Source organism: Streptomyces sp. NPDC026301 (genome assembly GCF_055567935.1).
Window position 1 is genome coordinate 44,663 of record NZ_JBVHPN010000027.1, and the last position, 17,842, is coordinate 62,504.

A 17,842-nucleotide genomic window follows, 5' to 3' on the forward strand; every position below is an offset into this window, starting at 1 on the left:
CGCACGCCGGTCGAAGCACCGGCACCGCCACCGCGGCACACGGCGAGCACCCACTCCGCCCCCGGCACCTCACCGCCGGGGGCGGAGTGCTGTTTCCGCAGCCAGGAGGGCACCGCGTACGGACCCGGCGGACGCGCCCGCGTGAACCATTAGTGTGGGGCTCCGTCCGAGACGCACCAACACCCGCATGGTGAGCGCGCGTCCAGCGCAGTCCATCGCAGTCCATCGCAGTGTCTTCCGGGGGCCACACCCCGCAGCGGCCCGTCCGCCGCGGGAGACGGCAGCCCCGGGTCCGGAGGGCCCGTACCTCGATGTCCGTGCACAGCCAGTCGGCGGCCCAGGCCGCCTCATACGAAGCCGCCGCGCCCCAGTTCCCGCGGCATGTCGTCACCGCCGTGATCGTCTCGCACGACGGCGCGCGCTGGCTGCCCGACGCGCTCGGAGGCCTCCTCGGCCAGGAGCGCCCGGTGCAGAACGTCGTCGGCGCCGACACCGGCAGCGCGGACGACTCCGCCCGGCTGCTGGCCGAAGCCCTCGGCGACGAGCGGGTGCTGCACCTCGCCCGCCGCTCCGGCTTCGGCACCGCCGTCGACGAGGCGGTCCGCGCCACGCCGCCGCTCACCCCCGACGACCTGCCCTACCTCAAGCGCCCCAGCGGCTGGGACCCGGTCACCAGGACCTGGCACGACGAGGCGTACGACATGCCGGACCTGCCGCACGGCGAGCCCGTGCAGTGGCTCTGGCTGCTGCACGACGACTGCGCGCCCGCGCCCGACGCGCTCGCCGAACTGCTGCGCGTCGCCGACGCCAGCCCCTCCACCGTGATCGTCGGCCCCAAGCTGCGCAGCTGGTACGACCGCAGGCAGCTCCTCGAAGCCGGCGTCAGCATCGCCCGCTCGGGCCGCCGTTGGACCGGCCTGGACCGCCGCGAACAGGACCAGGGCCAGCACGACCAGGTGCGCTCGGTGCTGTCCGTCTCCACCGCCGGCATGCTCATCCGCCGCGACGTCTACGAACAGCTCGGCGGCTTCGACCGCCGGCTGCCGCTGATGCGCGACGACGTGGACCTGTGCTGGCGCGCCCAGGCCGCCGGACACCAGGTGCTGATCGCGCCGGACGCGGTGCTGCGGCACGCCGAGGCCGCCTCGCGCGAGCGCCGCCCCATCGACTGCGTCGGCCGCAGTGTCGCGGGCCCGCACCGCGTCGACAAGGCCGGTGCCGTCTACACCCTGCTGGCCAACACCCGCGGCGCGATACTGCCGTACGTCCTGCTCCGCCTCGTCCTCGGCACCTTCCTGCGCGTCCTCGCCTACCTCGTCGGCAAGGTGCCGGGCCAGGCGCTCGACGAACTCGCCGGGCTCTTCGGAACCCTGCTGCGGCCCGGCAAGATCATGGCGGCGCGGCGCAGACGCGGGAAGCCGGCGGTCGAGGCGAGCGAGCTGCGCGCGCTCTTCCCGCCGCCCGGCGCGACCGTACGGGCCACCGTCGAACAGGTCGCCAGCAACTTCTCCGGACGCGCGGCCCCCGACGCCTCCGCCGGCGGCCGGCACGGCGCCGTGGAGTCCGGGCCCGGCGGCGACGACGCGGACTTCCTGGAGGTCGAGCAGTTCGCGCGGCTGAAGCGGATGGCCCGCCGGCCCGCGCCCGTCCTCTTCGTCGTCCTGCTGCTCGTCTCGCTGGTCGCCTGCCGCGGCCTGCTCGGCGGCGGCGCGCTGACCGGCGGCGCCCTGCTGCCCGCGCCCGGCGAGGTCTCCGACCTGTGGGCGCGCTACTTCCACAGCTGGCACGACGTCGGCATCGGCTCCACCGCCTCCGCGCCGCCCTACCTCGCGGTCCTCGCCCTCGTGGCGAGCGTCTTCTTCGGCAGTACCGGCTTCGCCGTCACCCTGCTGCTGGTCTGCTCGGTCCCGCTGGCCGGCCTGACCGCGTACTTCGCCTCCCGGCCGCTGGTCGCCTCGCGCCTGCTGCGCGCCTGGGCCGCCGTGGCGTACGCCTTCCTGCCCGCCGCCACCGGCGCGCTCGCCGGTGGCCGCATCGGCACCGCCGTCCTCGCCATCCTGCTGCCGCTGATGGCCCGCGCCGCGATCGCCGCGAGCGGGCTGCGGCTCGCGCCGGGCATCCGGCCGAGCTTCCGCGCCGCCTGGGCGTACGCGCTGCTGCTGACCTTCACCACGGCCTTCACCCCGATCGTCTGGCCGATCGCCGTGCTCCTCGGCCTCGGCCTGCTGGTCCTGCGCTTCCTCGACGGCAACCGCGACAAGATCGTGGCGTACGCGCTGCGCTTCCTCGCCGTCGTCGTCTCCCCGATGGTCGTGCTCGCGCCCTGGTCGCTGTCGCTGCTGACCGAGCCGTCCCGCTTCTTCCTGGAGGCCGGGCTCGCGAACAAGCCGGGTGCGGCGTCCTGGCTGGACCTGCTCGGGTTCAGCCCCGGCGGCCCCAAGGCGTACGGCAGCGTCCTGCTGCTCGGCGTCGTGCTCGCCGCCCTGGGCGCGCTGCTGCGCGGCGAGCGGCAGCGCACCATCCGTACCGCCTGGGTCGCCGGCCTGGTCGCGCTGCTCTTCGCGGGCCTGGCCAACGGCTCCGGCTGGGCCGGGCCGCCCGCGCTGGTCTACGGGCTGGCGCTGCTGTGCGCCGCCGCGGTCGGCGCCGAGGGCATCCGCACCCGCATGATGACCCTCGGCTTCGGCTGGAAGCAGCCGGTGGCCGTGCTGATCGCGCTGGCCGCCGCGCTGGCCCCGGTGTGGGCGGCGGTCAGCTGGATGCTCGGCGGCGCCGCGGGCCCCGTGGAGCGCCGCAATCCCGAGCAGGTCCCGGCGTTCGTCGCCGAGGAGTCCGGCACCGCCGACCGCGCCCGCACCCTCGTCCTCGACGGGGACGCGGGGCACGTCGCGTACTCCCTGGTGCGCGGTTCCGGCGCGCGCCTCGGTGACGCCGACATCGCCGCCGAGGCCGGCGAGGACAGCCGCCTGAACGACATCGTCGCCCACCTCGTCGCGGGCTCCGGCGCCGACCAGACCGACCAGCTCGGCGGCTACGCCGTGCGGTACGTCCTGGTCAAGGACGGCGCCCCGCGCGAGATGGGCCGCACCCTGGACGCCACGCCGGGCCTGACCCGGCTCAGCCAGGAGGACGGCAGCGCCCTGTGGCGGGTGGACCGCCGGGTCTCCCGCGTCTCCGTCGTCAGCGGTACGAAGGGCGGCGCTCCGCAGGCCGGTACGGCCGCCGCGCCGGTCGCGGTCGCCGCCGACCCGGTCGACGCGCACACGAAGCTGCCCGCCGGGCCCGACGGGCGGGTGCTGCGCATCGCGGACGCCGCCGACGAGGGCTGGCAGGCCACGCTGGACGGCAAGCCGCTGAAGCCGGTCACGGTGGACGGCTGGGCGCAGGGCTTCGAGCTGCCCGCCGCGGGCGGCCGGCTGGACCTCACCCACGAGAGCCCGCTCACCCACACCCTCTGGATGACGGCACAGGGCCTGCTCGCCCTCGTGCTGGTGGTCATGGCCTTGCCGGGCCGCCGCCGGGACGTCGACGACGACCTGCCCGAGGAGGGCCTCACGGAGACCGTGCCCGCACAGCCCGTGGAGGGCGAGGGGCGCCGCGCCCGTAGGCTGCGCGCCGCCCAGGAGGCGGTGGCAGCGCAGAAGCCCGTCGCGGAGGCGGCCGTGCCCGGCGCCCGGGACGGCGCCGACCCGGTGGCCGACCCGTATGCGGCGGCCGCCCAGCAGGCCGACCCGTACGCCGCCGCCCAGGCCGACCCGTATGCCGCGGCCGCGCACGGCACCCCGTACGCCGCCGACCCGTACGCCGCCGACCCCTACGCGGCCGCCCAGGGCGTCCCGCAGCAGGCGGTGCCCGAGATGCCGCAGCAGCCGCCGTACCAGGACTGGCAGGGCGGACAGCCGGCCGATCCGTACCAGGCCGCGCAGTACGGGCAGCAGTACCAGCCCGCCGATCCGTACCAGCCCGACCCGTACGCCCAGCAGGCATACGGAGCCGGCGTGTACGACCCGTACGGCTACGGGCAGCAGCAGCCCTACGGGGACGGCACGGCGTACGAGGGAATGCCGCACGACAGGGCACCCCACGACGGGGCCGGCACCACGCACGACGGCTCGTACCGCGAGCCCCGCCGCGACGGGAGCGACCAGCAGTGAACCGCACCACCATGTCCCTGATCGGCGCGGTCGCCGCGCTCGCCGCCGTCACCGGTGTCGCCGCCGTCACGGCGCCCGGAGACGGCGCCGACACCACCGCCTCGAAGGCCGCCAGGCTGCCCGTACAGCGCTCCGCGCTGATGTGCCCGGCCCCGAGCTCCTCCGAGGTCGGCGAGACGACGTACACCGCCTTCACGCCCAAGGGCGACGGGGCGGGCAAGGGCAGCGCGAGCCTGCAGCCCGCGGCGGACGGCCGGGCGGACGACGCCGGCAAGAAGGGCGGCAAGGACAAGAAGAAGGCGGCGGACGCGAAGCCCGTCGCGCCCCTGAAGGCCCCCGGCACGCCGGTCACCTCGACCACCGACCGCTCCGACGCGCCCGCCCTCGTCGGCGCCGCCGACGGCGGCCTCGCGCCCGGCTGGAGCGTCCAGCAGACCACCGAGGTCAGCGCGGGAATCGGCCGCGGCGTGCTCGGCACCTCGTGCACCGCCCCGGACACCGACTTCTGGTTCCCCGGTGCCAGCACTTCGCCCGGCCGCCAGGACTACGTCCACCTCACCAACCCGGACGCCACCGCCGCCGTCGTCGACCTGAAGCTGTACGGCAAGGACGGCCCCCTGAAGGCGGCGTCCGGCGAGGACATCCAGGTGCCGCCGCACTCCAGCGTCCCGGTACTGCTCTCCACGCTCTCCGACACCCGCTCCGCCAATGTGGCGCTGCACGTCATCGCCCGTGAGGGCCGGGTCGGCGCGGCCGTGCAGGCCGGCGACGAGAAGACCGGCGGCGACTGGCTGCCGGCCGCCGCCGACCCGGCCTCCGCCGCCTCCGGGCTGGTGCTGCCGGGCATCCCGGCCGACGCCACCTCCGTGCGGCTGGTGGCCCTCGCGCCCGGTTCCGCCGACGCCGACCTGAAGGTGCAGCTCGCCACGCCCACCGGCTCGATCGTGCCGGCCGGGCTGGAGACGCTGCACCTGAAGAGCGGGATGACCACCGCGGTCGACCTGAAGGACCTCACCAAGGGGGAGGCGGGCTCGCTGATCCTCACTCCGGCCGAGGGCTCCAAGGCGCCGGTCGCCGCCGCGCTGCGGGTCACCCGCGGCAAGGGCGCGAACCAGGAGATGGCGTTCATCCCCGCGACGAAGCCGGTCGGCGACCGTGCCACCGCGGCCGACAACCGAGCCAAGGGCGGCACGCTCTCGCTCGTCGCCCCGCGGAAGGGCGAGGACGCGCGGGTGAAGGTCACCGCGTCGGCGGGCAGCGGGGGCGGCAGCCCGGTCACCAAGACCTACACGGTCAAGGGCGGCAGCACGCTCGCGGTCGAGCCGCCGCGCCCGAACGGCCTCAAGGGCACGTACGCGCTCACTGTGGAGCCGGAGAAGGGCGGTGGGCCGGTCTACGCGGCGCGCACGCTCGCGCTGCCGCACGGCGGCGTCCAGGGCTTCACCGTCCAGACCCTGCCGGACGACCGCGGCACGGTCGAGGTGCCGACGGCGGGCTGGAACATGTCGGTGCTGAACGACTGACCGGCCGAACCGGCCCGGGCCTCTCAGGAGATGACTCCCGAGGGGCCCGTTTCAGTCCTGCCCGTACCGCGGGTCGACCGACTCCGGGGCCAGCCCCAGCAGCTCCGCGACCTGTTCGACGACGACCTCGTGGACGAGGAGCGCGCGCTCCTCGCGGTTCTTCGTACGGATCTCCACCGGGCGCCGGTAGACCACGATCCGGTCCCGGCGGCCGGCCTCCGAGGGCAGCAGCCTGCCCAGCGGCACCGTGTCCTCGTCCGCCGCGAGCCCCTCGTCCCCGCCGGGCCCCAGCCGCGGCACGTCGCGCACCGAGAACTCCACCTCCGACAGCTGCGGCCAGCGCCGCTCCAGGCGCTCCACGGAGTCGTGCACGAGGTCGACGAAGGCGTCGGCACGGCTCACCGAGAGCGGTACCTGGGGCGGCGCGATCGGGCCGCGCATCCCGCGGCCGTGGCGGTCGCGGCGGCGCGGACGCGGCTCCGTCGGGCTGGGGTTGCCCCCGGCACCGGCCGGGGGAGGTACGGGGCTGTCCATCAATCACGAGCGTAGCCGCCGCGGGCCGGGGACGGCCGAACTCTTGCCCCGTCCGCCTCATGTCGCTCACTGATCGGTCCGAGTTCTGTTCCGTTCGTTCATCCGGGGCGATATGACCGCCGAACGCTCGCGTAACGCCCGCGAAATGACACGAATTGACTGGAGTGCGGAGGGGAATCATCGCCTCCACTCGGGCGGCAACGGGTTCTCGACGCAGGTCAGCCCGAGCGTGCGCAGGTCAGACAGGTCGGGCGAACCGGGACGACACGGCCGGGTGAGGTCGTGGAGAGTCGTCGCGGCCCGCTCAAGAGTGCGGTACCGTCCAACGTCGTGAGCCCTGTACGTCGCTGTTCGCGCACTGCGTGCGGCCGTCCCGCCGTCGCAACGCTGACGTACGTCTATGCGGATTCGACCGCTGTGCTCGGCCCGCTCGCCACCTACGCGGAACCCCACTGCTACGACCTGTGTGCCGAGCACTCCGAGCGCCTGACCGCGCCGCGCGGCTGGGAGGTCGTCCGGCTGGCCGCCGATCCCGGAGCGGTCCAGCCGAGCGGTGACGACCTCGAAGCACTCGCCAACGCGGTGCGGGAAGCGGCGCGTCCGCAGGAACGTACGGTCGGCGGTCCCGAGGCGGCAGGCCCCCGTGAGGCCGACCCCATGGAGGTCGCCCGCCGCGGTCATCTCCGTGTGCTCCGCTCCCCGGACTCCTGAAAGCCCGCTTCCGGGGCGGCACGGCTCAACAGAGCCTGTGTCCGAGGCTGCACGGACCAACAGCCGTCGGTTTCCGGCCTTTTCCGGGGCGCGTTCTTTTCTGACACGCGATCACTTCTGACCAACCGTCATTTCTTGACGGCCCATTGACTCCGGCTTGGCGCGGACACGACCATTCCTCCACTCCTGCGAGATCGCCTTCCGCATGCCGGAAGGAACGGGGGAGCCGCCACGCCGCCGGGGAGGCCGCCGCATGTCCGGAGTGTTCGTCCAGCAGCTTCAGCCGATCGCCGATTCGCTCGCCCTGTCCGCGCTCGTCGCGGCCCTGCCGCTGATCACCGTCCTGGTCCTGCTCGGCGCCGTACGGATGCGCGCCCACCGCGCGGGCCTCATCGGCCTCGCCGTCGCCCTGCTCACCGCCTGCGCCGGCTCCGGGATGCCCGTGTCGCAGGCCCTCTCCAGCGCGGTGCAGGGCGCCGTCTTCGGGCTCTTCCCCATCCTGTGGATCGTCGTCAACGCCCTCTGGGTGTACCGGATGACGGTCCGCACCCAGCACTTCGACGTGCTCCGCCGCTCCTTCTCCCGGCTCTCCGACGACCCCCGTATCCAGGCGCTCGTCATCGCCTTCTGCTTCGGTGCGCTCCTGGAAGCCCTCGCGGGCTTCGGTGCGCCCGTCGCCATCAGCGCCGTGATGCTGGTCGCCCTCGGCTTCGCCCCCGTCAAGGCGGCGGTCGTCGCGCTCGTCGCCAACACCGCCCCCGTCGCGTTCGGCGCCATGGGCACCCCCGTCGTCACCCTCGCCCAGGTCACCGGCCTCCCGCTGGACTCCGTCGCCTCCGTCGTCGGCCGCCAGACCCCCCTCCTCGCGCTCGTCGTCCCGCTCCTCCTCGTCGCCCTGGTGGACGGCCGCCGCGGCCTGCGCGAGACCTGGCTCCCCGCGCTCGCCTGCGGCGTGGCCTTCGCCGCGACCCAGTTCGCCGCCGCCAACTACGTCTCGGCACAGCTCGCGGACATCGGCGCGGCGCTGATCGGCGCCGCCGCGCTGGTCGCGGTGCCCGCCGCCCGGCGCCCCGCCACCGCCGCCGTGCGCGCCGCCGTCCTGACCGGCGCCCGCAGCGAGGACCTCGACGTGCGCGACAGCCGCCGCGAGACGGTCCGCGCCTACGCCCCGTACGGCCTGATCATCGTGATCTTCTCGCTCGCCCAGATACCGCCGTTCAAGGGCTGGGCGGCGGCGGCCACCCAGGCCTTCGACTGGCCGCTGCTGGACGTCGCGGGCCCCGACGGCAAGCCGGTCGGCGGCAACGTCTTCACGCTCCCGCTGGTCGCCACCGGCGGCACGCTCGTCCTCCTCGCGGGCCTGATCACCGCGGCCGTGCTGGGCGTTCGGGCGCGCGCCGCCGCGAAGGAGTGGCTGGCCACCGTCCACGAACTGCGGTTCGCCATCCTGACCGTGACATCCGTCCTCGCCCTGGCCTACGTCATGAACCTCTCGGGCCAGGCCGCCACCATCGGCCACTTCGTCGCCGCGGCCGGCGCCGGGCTGGCCTTCCTCTCGCCCGTACTGGGCTGGTTCGGCGTCGCCGTCTCCGGCTCCGACACCTCCGCCAACGCCCTCTTCGGCGCCCTCCAGGTCACCGCGGCCCAGCAGTCCGGCCTCTCGCCCGAACTCCTCGCCGCGGCCAACAGCTCCGGCGGCGTCCTCGGCAAGATGATCTCCCCGCAGAACCTCACCATCGCCTGCGCCGCCGTCGGCCTCGCGGGCCGCGAGGGTGACCTGCTCCGCAAGGTCCTCCCCTGGAGCCTGCTGCTGCTCCTCGTGATGTGCCTGATCGTGCTGGCGCAGAGCACGGCGGTACTGGGCTGGATGCTGCCCTGAGAGGCGGCTCCGGGCCCCGCCGACCCGCTTCCGACCGTCGGTTTCGGGCCGGAAGCCGCCGTACGGGCCGCCGTTCACCGACGGTTCACGGCGGGCCCACAGATCTTCCCGGTAGCTTGGGGTTCCCGAAGAGAACCTCAGGAGGGTGGCTGTGGCTGATCTGTCGCAGATCGTGAAGGCGTACGACGTGCGCGGTGTGGTCCCCGACCAGTGGGACGAGACCCTCGCCGAGCTGTTCGGTGCGGCGTTCGCCCAGGTCACCGAGGCGGAGGCGATCGTCATCGGGCACGACATGCGGCCCTCCTCGCCGGGCCTGGTGCGCGCGTTCGCCCGCGGCGCCGCCGCGCGCGGCGCCGACGTCACCGAGATCGGGCTGTGCTCCACCGACGAGCTGTACTACGCGAGCGGCGAGCTCGACCTGCCGGGCGCGATGTTCACCGCCTCGCACAATCCGGCCCAGTACAACGGCATCAAGATGTGCCGGGCCGGCGCGACGCCGGTCGGCCAGGACACCGGCCTCGCCGAGATCCGGGCCCTGGTCGAGGAGTGGACCGAGAAGGGCGCGCCCGAGCCCGTCGCCGAGACCGGCTCCGTCACCCAGCGCGACGTCCTGGGCGACTACGCGGCGTACCTGCGCTCCCTGGTGGACCTCTCCGGCATCCGCCCCCTGAAGGTCGTCGTGGACGCGGGCAACGGCATGGGCGGCCACACCGTCCCCACCGTCTTCGAGGGCCTGCCGATCGAGCTGGACCCGATGTACTTCGAGCTGGACGGCACCTTCCCCCACCACGAGGCCAACCCGCTGGACCCGAAGAACATCGTCGACCTCCAGGCCCGCGTCCGCGAGACCGGCGCGGACATCGGCCTGGCCTTCGACGGCGACGCCGACCGCTGCTTCGTCGTCGACGAGAACGGCGACCCGGTCTCCCCCTCCGCGATCACCGCGCTGGTCGCCTCCCGAGAGCTGGCCAAGGACCCCGGCTCCACGGTGATCCACAACTGCATCACCTCCTGGTCCGTCCCCGAGGTCGTCAAGGAGAGCGGCGGCAAGCCCGTCCGCACCCGCGTGGGCCACTCCTTCATCAAGGCCGAGATGGCCAGGACCGGCGCGATCTTCGGCGGCGAGCACTCCGCGCACTACTACTTCCGCGACTTCTGGAACGCCGACACCGGCATGCTCGCGGCCATGCACGTGCTGGCCGCGCTCGGCGGCCAGGAGGGCCCGCTGTCGGGGCTGGTCGCCCAGTACGACCGGTACGCGGCCTCCGGCGAGATCAACAGCACCGTCGACGACCAGGCCGGCCGGCTCGCCGCCATCAGGACGGCCTACGAGGGCCGCGCGGGCGTGACGCTGGACGAACTGGACGGCCTCACCGTGACCAGCGCCGACTGGTGGTTCAACCTCCGCCCCTCCAACACCGAGCCGCTGCTGCGCCTGAACGTCGAGGCGCGGGACGCGGACACGGTCGCGCGCGTACAGGACGAGGTCCTGGCCGTCGTCCGCGGATAGCCTCGCGTCGGCACCTGCCCCGAAGGGCGGCCGGCGGCGGCCACAGCCCGCCGCCGGCCGCCCAAAAGCACCCCTCACCGCCGCCCGGCGGTACCCTGACGAGGGGAAACACATCGTCACCCTGAAGGGGTCGTCTCCATGCCGGTCGAAGCCAGCCTCCTCGAGATCCTCGCCTGCCCGGCGTGCCACGCCCCCTTGGCGGACAAGTCCGCGGACGACCCCGCCGAGCTGGTGTGCACCGGCAGCGGCTGCGGCCTCGCCTACCCCGTACGCGACGGCATCCCCGTCCTCCTCGTGGACGAGGCCCGCCGACCGGCCTGAGCGCCCTCGCCCCAGGCCGGCCCGCCGCTCCGCCCAGCCAAGCCCGGCGACCGGAAGGCAGCACACCATGCTCGACGAGTCACTCCTCGACGCCCCCGAGGCCCTGGCCGAGGCGGACCGGTACGGCCTGCTGCGTGCCGTGGCCGAGTCCGGCGCCCGCGTGCGCACCGCCGCGCGGAACGCCGCCGAGGCCGGCATACCGGACCTCACGCCCGACGGCCGTCCCCGCACGGTCCTCGTGGCGGGCCCGGGCCCCGCGGCGCCCTGTGTCGCCGACCTCTTCGGCGCCCTCGGCGGCGGCAGCTGCCCGGTGACGCTGATCCGGCCCACCGGCGTGGCCCCCGTCCCGGGCGCGCTCCGCTGGACCCTGCCGGGCTGGACGGGCCCGCTGGACCTGCTGCTCGTCGCGGGCCCCGACGGCGCCGACGCGGGCCTGGCGGAGCTGGTCGAGAACGCCTACCGCCGGGGCTGCTCCATCGTGGGCGTCACCCCGGCCGGCAGCCCGCTCGCCGACGCCATCGAGCAGGCCCGCGGCCTGGCCGTACCGCTCGCCACCACTTCGTACGACGGCGAGTTCGACGTCGAGGGCGCGCCGCCGGCCGCGCCCGGCACCCTCTGGTCGCTGCTCACCCCGCTGCTCTCGCTCGCCGACCGGATCGGCCTGCTCGACGCCCCGGCCGACGCGCTGGCCCGGCTCGCCGACCGGCTCGACCAGGTCGCCGAGCACTGCGGCCCGGCCACCGCCACGTACAGCAACCCGGCCAAGACCCTCGCCGCCGAGCTCGCCGACAGCCTCCCGCTGATCTGGACCGAGGGCCCGGTCTCCGGGGCCGTCGGCCGGCACTTCGCCGCCGTACTGACCGGCCTCGCGGGCCGCCCCGCGCTCGCCGCCGAGCTCCCCGAAGCGCTCACCGCGCACGGCATGCTGCTCGCCGGCACCCTCGCGGCCGGCGCCGATCCGGACGACTTCTTCCGCGACCGGGTGGAGCAGCCCGAGGCGCTGCACGCCCGTGCCCTGCTGCTCCGCGAGGGCGCCCCGGGCCCGCTGTCCGCCGCGCACGCCGCCCGCGACCTGGCCCTGGAGCGGGACACACCGGTCAGCGAGCTGGAAGCGGAGAGCGACGGCAGCCCCCTGGAGAACGCCGCACAGCTCTTGGCCACCACGGATTTCGCCGCCGTTTACCTGGCGCTCGCCGGAGCCGAGGGATCATGAGGCGGGGCGGTGTGCGGCACGACCGCTGCCCCGCCCCTCCGCCACCCCCCACCGCCCCCTGTCGCCCCTATCGACCACTACAGGAGTCCGCCCGCCATGGACCGCCTCACCAACACCGTGCGCCCCTACGCCTGGGGTTCCACGACCGCGATCCCTTACCTCCTCGGCGTCGAGCCGACCGGTGAGCCGCAGGCGGAGATGTGGATGGGAGCCCACCCCGGCGCGCCGTCCCGCGTCGACCGGGGCCTCGGCCCGCAGTCCCTGGCCGAGATCATCGACGAGGACCCCGAGGACGAGCTCGGCCCCGAATCGGTACGCGCCTTCGGCCCCCGCCTGCCCTTCCTGCTGAAGCTGCTCGCGGCCGGCTCCCCGCTCTCCCTCCAGGTCCACCCCGACCTCGCGCAGGCCAAGGAGGGCTTCGCCGACGAGGAGCGGCGCGGCGTGCCCCTCGACGCGCCGCACCGCAACTACAAGGACGCCAACCACAAGCCCGAGCTGATCTGCGCGCTCACCCCCTTCGACGGCCTGTGCGGCTTCCGGCACCCCGAAGAGGCCGCCGAGCTGCTCGCAGGGCTCGGCGTCGACAGCCTCAAGCCGTACGTCGACATCCTGCGCGCCGGGCCCGAGGAGGACGCGCTCCGCGAGGTCCTCACCGCCGTCCTCACCGCCGACAAGCACGCCATGGCCGAGACCGTCGGCGAGGCGGCAGCGCACGCCGAACGCCTGGGCAGGGCCGGCGGCCCGCACGCCGAGTCCTACGCCGCGTACGCCTCGATCGCCCACCACTACCCGGGCGACCCCGGCGTGATCGCCGCGATGCTGCTCAACTACGTGACGCTGCAGCCCGGCGAGGCGCTCTTCCTCGGCGCCGGCATCCCGCACGCGTACCTCAACGGCCTCGGCGTCGAGCTGATGGCCAACTCCGACAACGTGCTGCGCTGCGGCCTCACCCCGAAGCACGTGGACGTCCCCGAACTGCTGCGCGTCGTCCGCTTCGAGGCGGGCGACGCGGGCGTGCTGCGCCCGGAGGCCGGCCCCTCGGGCGAGGAGGTCTACGAGACGCCGATCGACGAGTTCCGGCTCTCGCGCTACGCCCTGGCCCCCGGCTCGGCGGCGGTGCCGCTGGACGCCCGTACGCCGCAGGTCCTGCTGTGCACGGCGGGCTCGGTCGTGCTGCGGGACGCGCCCGGCGCGGCGTCCGCAGGGCGGGAACTGGCGCTTGCGCCCGGTGAGTCCGCGTTCGTCCCGGCCGGGGAGGAAATCACCGTCGACGGCGAGGGCACGCTCTTCCGTGCCACCGTGGTGGCCTGATGCAGGCCTCTGGGGCGGGCTGCAAGAATGACCTTCCCAAGTGGTTAAAGGGGCAGTAAAGCCCGGTCGACGGAAGGGACATGCGGCACTCATGAGTGCATCAGGTGGCACCAAGGCCATCGTCGCGGCGCTGGGCGCCAATCTGGCCATCGCCGTAGCGAAGTTCGTGGCGTTCGCCTTCAGCGGTTCGTCCTCCATGCTGGCCGAGGGCGTGCACTCGATCGCCGACTCGGGCAACCAAGGACTGCTGCTCCTGGGCGGCAAGAAGGCCAAGCGCGAGGCGACGGCCGAGCACCCCTTCGGCTACGGCCGCGAGCGGTACATCTACGGCTTCCTCGTCTCCATCGTGCTCTTCACCATCGGTGGCGTCTTCGCGCTGTACGAGGGCTGGGACAAGATCCAGCACCCGCACGAGCTGGAGCACTGGTACTGGCCCGTGGGCGTCCTGGTCTTCGCGATCGTCGCCGAGGGCTACTCCTTCACCACGGCCATCAAGGAGTCGAACTCGCTGCGCGGCGAGCAGTCCTGGGTCCAGTTCGTCCGCCGCGCCAAGGCCCCCGAGCTGCCCGTCGTCCTCCTGGAGGACTTCGGCGCGCTGGTCGGCCTGGTCCTCGCGCTGCTCGGCGTCTGCCTCACGCTGATCACCGGCGACGCGATCTGGGACGGCATCGGCACGATGTGCATCGGCGCGCTGCTCGTACTGATCGCCCTGGTACTGGCCGCCGAGACCAAGTCGCTCCTCCTGGGCGAGGCGGCGGGCGCCGACCAGGTCGCCAAGATCCGCGCGGCCATCGTCGACGGCGACACCGTCACCCGCGTCATCCACATGCGCACCCTCCACCTCGGCCCGGAGGAACTGCTGGTCGCCGCGAAGATCGCGGTCCAGCACGACGACACGGCCACGGAGGTCGCCGACGCGATCAACGCCGCCGAGGACCGCATCCGCGCCGCCGTACCGATCGCCCGGGTGATCTACCTGGAGCCGGACATCTACAGCGCCGAGGCCGCGGCCTCGGGCACGAGCCCGGCGCCGGGCGCCTGATCCTGCGCAGCGGGCCCCGCACTCAGAGCTCTGAGTGCGGGGCCCGCTTTTCTGTCTCCTGCTGCCGTGCCCTACTGGATCTCGGCGAGTACGGTCATGATCGCGTCGCTGTCCGGCGCCGCCTGCAGCCGCGCCCGGAAGTCCGCGTCCATCAGCTTCCGCGAGAGCAGGGCGAGGATGCGCAGGTGCTCGTCGCCCGCCGCGGCCTCCGGTACGCAGATCATGAAGACCAGCTTCGCGAGCGTGCCGTCCAGCGACTCCCAGTCGATGCCCTCGGCGGAGCGCGCGAACCCGACGACCGGCGCGGTGACCGCGTCCGTCTTGGCGTGCGGGATCGCGATCTCCTCGCCCAGCCCGGTGGTGCCCTGCGCCTCCCGGGCGAGCGCCACCCGCACCAGCTCGTCCACGTCCGCGACCCGCCCGGTCCCGGCCGCCAGCTCGGCCAGCTCCCGGATGGCCGCCTCCTTCTCGGTGGCGTCGAGCCGGACCTTGACGGTGGCGGGGGTGAGGTAGCCGGAGAGGACTTCCTGAGTCGTACCGGTCCCGGCCCCGGCAGCCGGACGGGCCTCCGCCGGCGCGGTCGCGCCGACCGCCTCCGTACGCGCCTCCGTACCGTTGCGCCGCTCCGCCATCGTCATCAGCGTCACCGTGCACAACGCGGTGACGACCGTGCCCGCCGCGACGGCCACGAAGAACATCGCGACGCCGCCCACCGCGCCCAGTACGGCCACGATCGGCCCGCCGTGCGGCACGTTGTCCGTCACCCCGGCCAGGCCGGCCAGCGCACCGGCCACCGCGCCGCCGATCATGTTGGACGGGATGACCCGGGCGGGCCGCCCCGCCGCGAACGGGATCGCGCCCTCCGTGATGCCGAAGCAGCCCATGAACAGCGCCGCGAGGCCGGTCTCCCGCTCCTGGTCGTTGTAGAGCCGGCGGCGCAGCAGCGTCGCCAGGCCCTGCCCGAGCGGCGGCACCGGAATGGCGGCCGCGCACATGCCCATGATCTCGGGGTTCTTGGAGACCAGCCCCGCGCCGAACAGGAACGCCGTCTTGTTGACCGGCCCGCCCATGTCGAACGCGATCATCAGCCCGAGGATGATGCCGAGCAGCGCCGCGCTGGACCCTGTCAGGCCGCCCAGCCAGCCGGTCAGGTGCTCGAACACCCATGAGATCGGCTGCCCGATGACGTAGATGAAGAACAGCCCCAGCGCCGTCGTGGCCACGATCGGGATCACGATGATCGGCATGATCGGCTGGACGAACTTCGGTACCCGGACCTTCTTGATCCACAGGACCAGATACCCGGCCAGGAAGCCGGTGACGATCGCCCCGATGAAGCCCGCACCCGACTTGGAGTCGTACAGCGCGCCCGTATTGGCGATCCAGCCGCCGATCATGCCCGGTACCAGCGCGGGCCGGTCCCCGATCGCGTACGCGATGTACCCGGACAGGATCGGCACCATCAGCGTGAAGCCGATCGTCCCGATGTCGTTGACGTGCTTCCAGAACGAGCCGTCGGGGATCACGAGCCCGCCGTCGGCCTGCGGATGCCCGCCCAGGGCCAGCGAGACGGCGATGAGCAGCCCGCCCACCACGACGAACGGGATCATGTAGCTGACGCCGTTCATCAGCGCCTTGTAGGCGACGCTGCGCTCCTTGCCGCCGCCGGACTCCGCACCCGTACCGGCGGCGGCGCCGCTCCCGGCACCCGCTGCGGTACCGGCGTCCGCGCCGTACACGGGCGCCGTCCGCACCCGCTCGATCAGCTGCTCGGGGTGATGGATGCCCTCGGCCACCCCGACCACGACCACCCGCTTGCCGGCGAAGCGGCTGCGGTCGACGTTCTTGTCCGCGGCGATGATGATGCCGTCGGCTCGCCTGACATCGTTGTCAGACAGTACGTTCTCGGCCCCGATCGAGCCTTGCGTCTCCACCTTCATCTCGTGACCGAGCGCCTCGGCGGCCTGCGCCAGCTTCTCGGCGGCCATGTACGTGTGGGCGATACCCGTCGGGCAGGCGGTCACCGCGAGCAGCCGCAGCCCCTGCCCGCCCTTCTCGGCACCCTCGGCCCCTTCGAGCACTGTGCTCCGGGGGTCTGCGCTCTCCGGACCCGGGGGCCCCGCGCCCTCGGGGGGCACCGCTGAACTGCTGGTCACGTCTCTCTCCTCACGATGTGCCGCGCAAGAGCGTGCAAGTGTTCCCGCGCACCCCGCATCCTGCAACAAGAACCCCACCCCTCCAACCCACCCACACAGGCCCCACCCGTCACCACCACTCGGGGCCACATCAGCACGCGGCTTCCTCCCCGCCCGGGCGCACGCGTCGCGCCGAAGCAGCCCGCGGCCGTACTCCGCGACGCGCCGCACCGTCAGGTGTGACGTCCCCCGTCATCGTGTGTGACGCGCCGCACCCTCCCGGAGGGGCTGGGGTTCACTGGGCCGATCGGTGTAGATTCGTGCCCAGTGCCAGACGTCGCTGCTGATGGCGGTCGGTCGGCCCGCACCGCGGACCGGCCGAGGGAGAGAGGGCCTCCGACGGACTGCGTGCTGCGGCCAGGGGACAGGTATGTCCCGGTGGTGGACACGTCCGAGCGACACGTCCGCCCCGGTGACGGTCATGTCCGAACGACCGGGTAAGCCGGTCACAGGAATGTCCAGGTGGGCGTACCGCATCGCGTACACCCGCCCGTACACCCCGCCTGCCCGCGCCGCAGACTGCCGACCGCAACCACCCTCCGACTCCGGGGAGCAGCCCGACATGACGACAGCAGCCACTGATCAGGACTTCAAGGTCGCCGACCTTTCCCTGGCCGCCTTCGGCCGCAAGGAGATCACCCTCGCCGAGCACGAGATGCCCGGTCTGATGGCGATCCGCAAGGAGTACGCCGCCACGCAGCCGCTGGCCGGCGCCCGCGTCACCGGCTCGCTGCACATGACCGTGCAGACCGCCGTCCTCATCGAGACCCTGGTCGCCCTCGGCGCCGAGGTCCGCTGGGCGTCCTGCAACATCTTCTCCACCCAGGACCACGCCGCCGCGGCCATCGCGGTGGGCCCGAACGGCACCCCCGACGCCCCCCAGGGCATCCCGGTCTTCGCCTGGAAGGGCGAGACGCTGGAGGAGTACTGGTGGTGCACCGAGCAGGCCCTGACCTGGCCGAACTCGCCCACCGGCGGCCCGAACATGATCCTGGACGACGGCGGTGACGCCACCCTCCTCGTCCACAAGGGCGTCGAGTACGAGAAGGCCGGCAAGGCGCCTTCCGTCGACACCGCCGAGAGCGACGAGCACCGCGCCATCCTGGAGCTGCTCAACCGCACCCTGGCCGAGTCGCCGAAGAAGTGGACCGAGCTGGCCTCGGAGATCCGCGGTGTGACGGAGGAGACCACGACCGGTGTCCACCGTCTGTACGAGATGCACCGCGACGGCACCCTCCTCTTCCCGGCGATCAATGTGAACGACGCCGTGACGAAGTCGAAGTTCGACAACAAGTACGGCTGCCGGCACTCGCTGATCGACGGCATCAACCGTGCCACCGACGTGCTGATCGGTGGCAAGACCGCCGTCGTGTGCGGGTACGGCGATGTGGGCAAGGGCTGTGCGGAGTCGCTGCGCGGCCAGGGCGCCCGGGTGATCATCACGGAGAT

Annotated in this window: 12 protein-coding genes; 10 read left to right on the forward strand and 2 right to left on the reverse strand. The window is 73.5% G+C overall.

What is annotated here, in order from left to right:
• Positions 1–311: 311 nt before the first annotated feature.
• Together ACZ4MH_RS31960 and ACZ4MH_RS31965 are read left to right on the forward strand one after the other, a co-directional pair.
• The gene (locus ACZ4MH_RS31960) at positions 312–4,154 is read left to right on the forward strand and encodes a glycosyltransferase family 2 protein (RefSeq protein ID WP_351596718.1); all 3,843 of its coding nucleotides are present in this window, start codon (positions 312–314) and stop codon (positions 4,152–4,154) included.
• Complete coding sequence (locus ACZ4MH_RS31965) at positions 4,151–5,677, forward strand: DUF5719 family protein (RefSeq protein WP_351596715.1); 1,527 nt, start codon at positions 4,151–4,153, stop codon at positions 5,675–5,677. Before ACZ4MH_RS31960 ends, ACZ4MH_RS31965 begins: the two co-directional genes overlap by 4 nt.
• Positions 5,678–5,728: 51 nt before the next feature.
• Here the strand turns inward: ACZ4MH_RS31965 and ACZ4MH_RS31970 are convergent, their stop codons facing one another.
• A complete protein-coding gene (locus ACZ4MH_RS31970; RefSeq protein ID WP_351596712.1) occupies positions 5,729–6,211 on the reverse strand; it encodes a metallopeptidase family protein in 483 nt (160 codons plus the stop codon).
• 282 nt (positions 6,212–6,493) lie between these two features.
• On the opposite strand from ACZ4MH_RS31970, the gene ACZ4MH_RS31975 reads away from it, so the two are divergent.
• The 7 genes from ACZ4MH_RS31975 (at position 6,494) to ACZ4MH_RS32005 (ending at position 14,198) form a co-directional block, all read left to right on the forward strand.
• The gene (locus tag ACZ4MH_RS31975) at positions 6,494–6,922 is read left to right on the forward strand and encodes a DUF3499 domain-containing protein (protein ID WP_078601067.1); all 429 of its coding nucleotides are present in this window, start codon (positions 6,494–6,496) and stop codon (positions 6,920–6,922) included.
• 262 nt (positions 6,923–7,184) lie between these two features.
• The gene (locus ACZ4MH_RS31980; protein WP_351596748.1) at positions 7,185–8,801 is read left to right on the forward strand and encodes an L-lactate permease; all 1,617 of its coding nucleotides are present in this window, start codon (positions 7,185–7,187) and stop codon (positions 8,799–8,801) included.
• 151 nt (positions 8,802–8,952) lie between these two features.
• Complete coding sequence (locus ACZ4MH_RS31985; RefSeq protein ID WP_351596708.1) at positions 8,953–10,311, forward strand: phosphomannomutase/phosphoglucomutase; 1,359 nt, start codon at positions 8,953–8,955, stop codon at positions 10,309–10,311.
• 138 nt (positions 10,312–10,449) lie between these two features.
• Entirely contained in the window at positions 10,450–10,632 is a 183-nt protein-coding gene (locus ACZ4MH_RS31990; protein ID WP_351596705.1) for a Trm112 family protein, read from the forward strand.
• 67 nt (positions 10,633–10,699) lie between these two features.
• The gene (locus ACZ4MH_RS31995; protein ID WP_351596702.1) at positions 10,700–11,845 is read left to right on the forward strand and encodes an SIS domain-containing protein; all 1,146 of its coding nucleotides are present in this window, start codon (positions 10,700–10,702) and stop codon (positions 11,843–11,845) included.
• Positions 11,846–11,941: 96 nt separating this feature from the next.
• Positions 11,942–13,156, forward strand: a complete 1,215-nt coding sequence (gene manA, locus ACZ4MH_RS32000; RefSeq protein WP_351596699.1) for a mannose-6-phosphate isomerase, class I — start codon at positions 11,942–11,944, stop codon at positions 13,154–13,156.
• Positions 13,157–13,247: 91 nt separating this feature from the next.
• Positions 13,248–14,198, forward strand: coding sequence for a cation diffusion facilitator family transporter (locus ACZ4MH_RS32005; RefSeq protein ID WP_351596697.1), 951 nt, complete (start codon positions 13,248–13,250; stop codon positions 14,196–14,198).
• Between the two features lie 71 nt (positions 14,199–14,269).
• Here ACZ4MH_RS32005 and ACZ4MH_RS32010 read toward each other — a convergent pair whose 3' ends face one another.
• Positions 14,270–16,186: a fructose-specific PTS transporter subunit EIIC gene (locus tag ACZ4MH_RS32010; RefSeq protein ID WP_467754820.1), complete on the reverse strand. Its 1,917-nt coding sequence runs from the start codon at positions 16,184–16,186 to the stop codon at positions 14,270–14,272.
• 769 nt (positions 16,187–16,955) lie between these two features.
• Between ACZ4MH_RS32010 and ACZ4MH_RS32015 the strand changes: the two genes are divergently transcribed.
• Positions 16,956–17,842: adenosylhomocysteinase (locus ACZ4MH_RS32015; RefSeq protein ID WP_351596694.1), on the forward strand; the 887-nt coding region annotated here is incomplete at its 3' end.

Coding starts and splice junctions, on each gene's coding strand:
- ACZ4MH_RS31960 (WP_351596718.1), top strand. CDS start 312: ATGTCCGTGCACAGCCAGTCGGCGGCCCAGGCCGCCTCATACGAAGCC.
- ACZ4MH_RS31970 (WP_351596712.1), bottom strand. CDS start 6,211: ATGGACAGCCCCGTACCTCCCCCGGCCGGTGCCGGGGGCAACCCCAGC.
- ACZ4MH_RS31990 (WP_351596705.1), top strand. CDS start 10,450: ATGCCGGTCGAAGCCAGCCTCCTCGAGATCCTCGCCTGCCCGGCGTGC.
- ACZ4MH_RS31995 (WP_351596702.1), top strand. CDS start 10,700: ATGCTCGACGAGTCACTCCTCGACGCCCCCGAGGCCCTGGCCGAGGCG.
- manA (WP_351596699.1), top strand. CDS start 11,942: ATGGACCGCCTCACCAACACCGTGCGCCCCTACGCCTGGGGTTCCACG.
- ACZ4MH_RS32005 (WP_351596697.1), top strand. CDS start 13,248: ATGAGTGCATCAGGTGGCACCAAGGCCATCGTCGCGGCGCTGGGCGCC.
- ACZ4MH_RS32010 (WP_467754820.1), bottom strand. CDS start 16,186: ATGGCCGCCGAGAAGCTGGCGCAGGCCGCCGAGGCGCTCGGTCACGAG.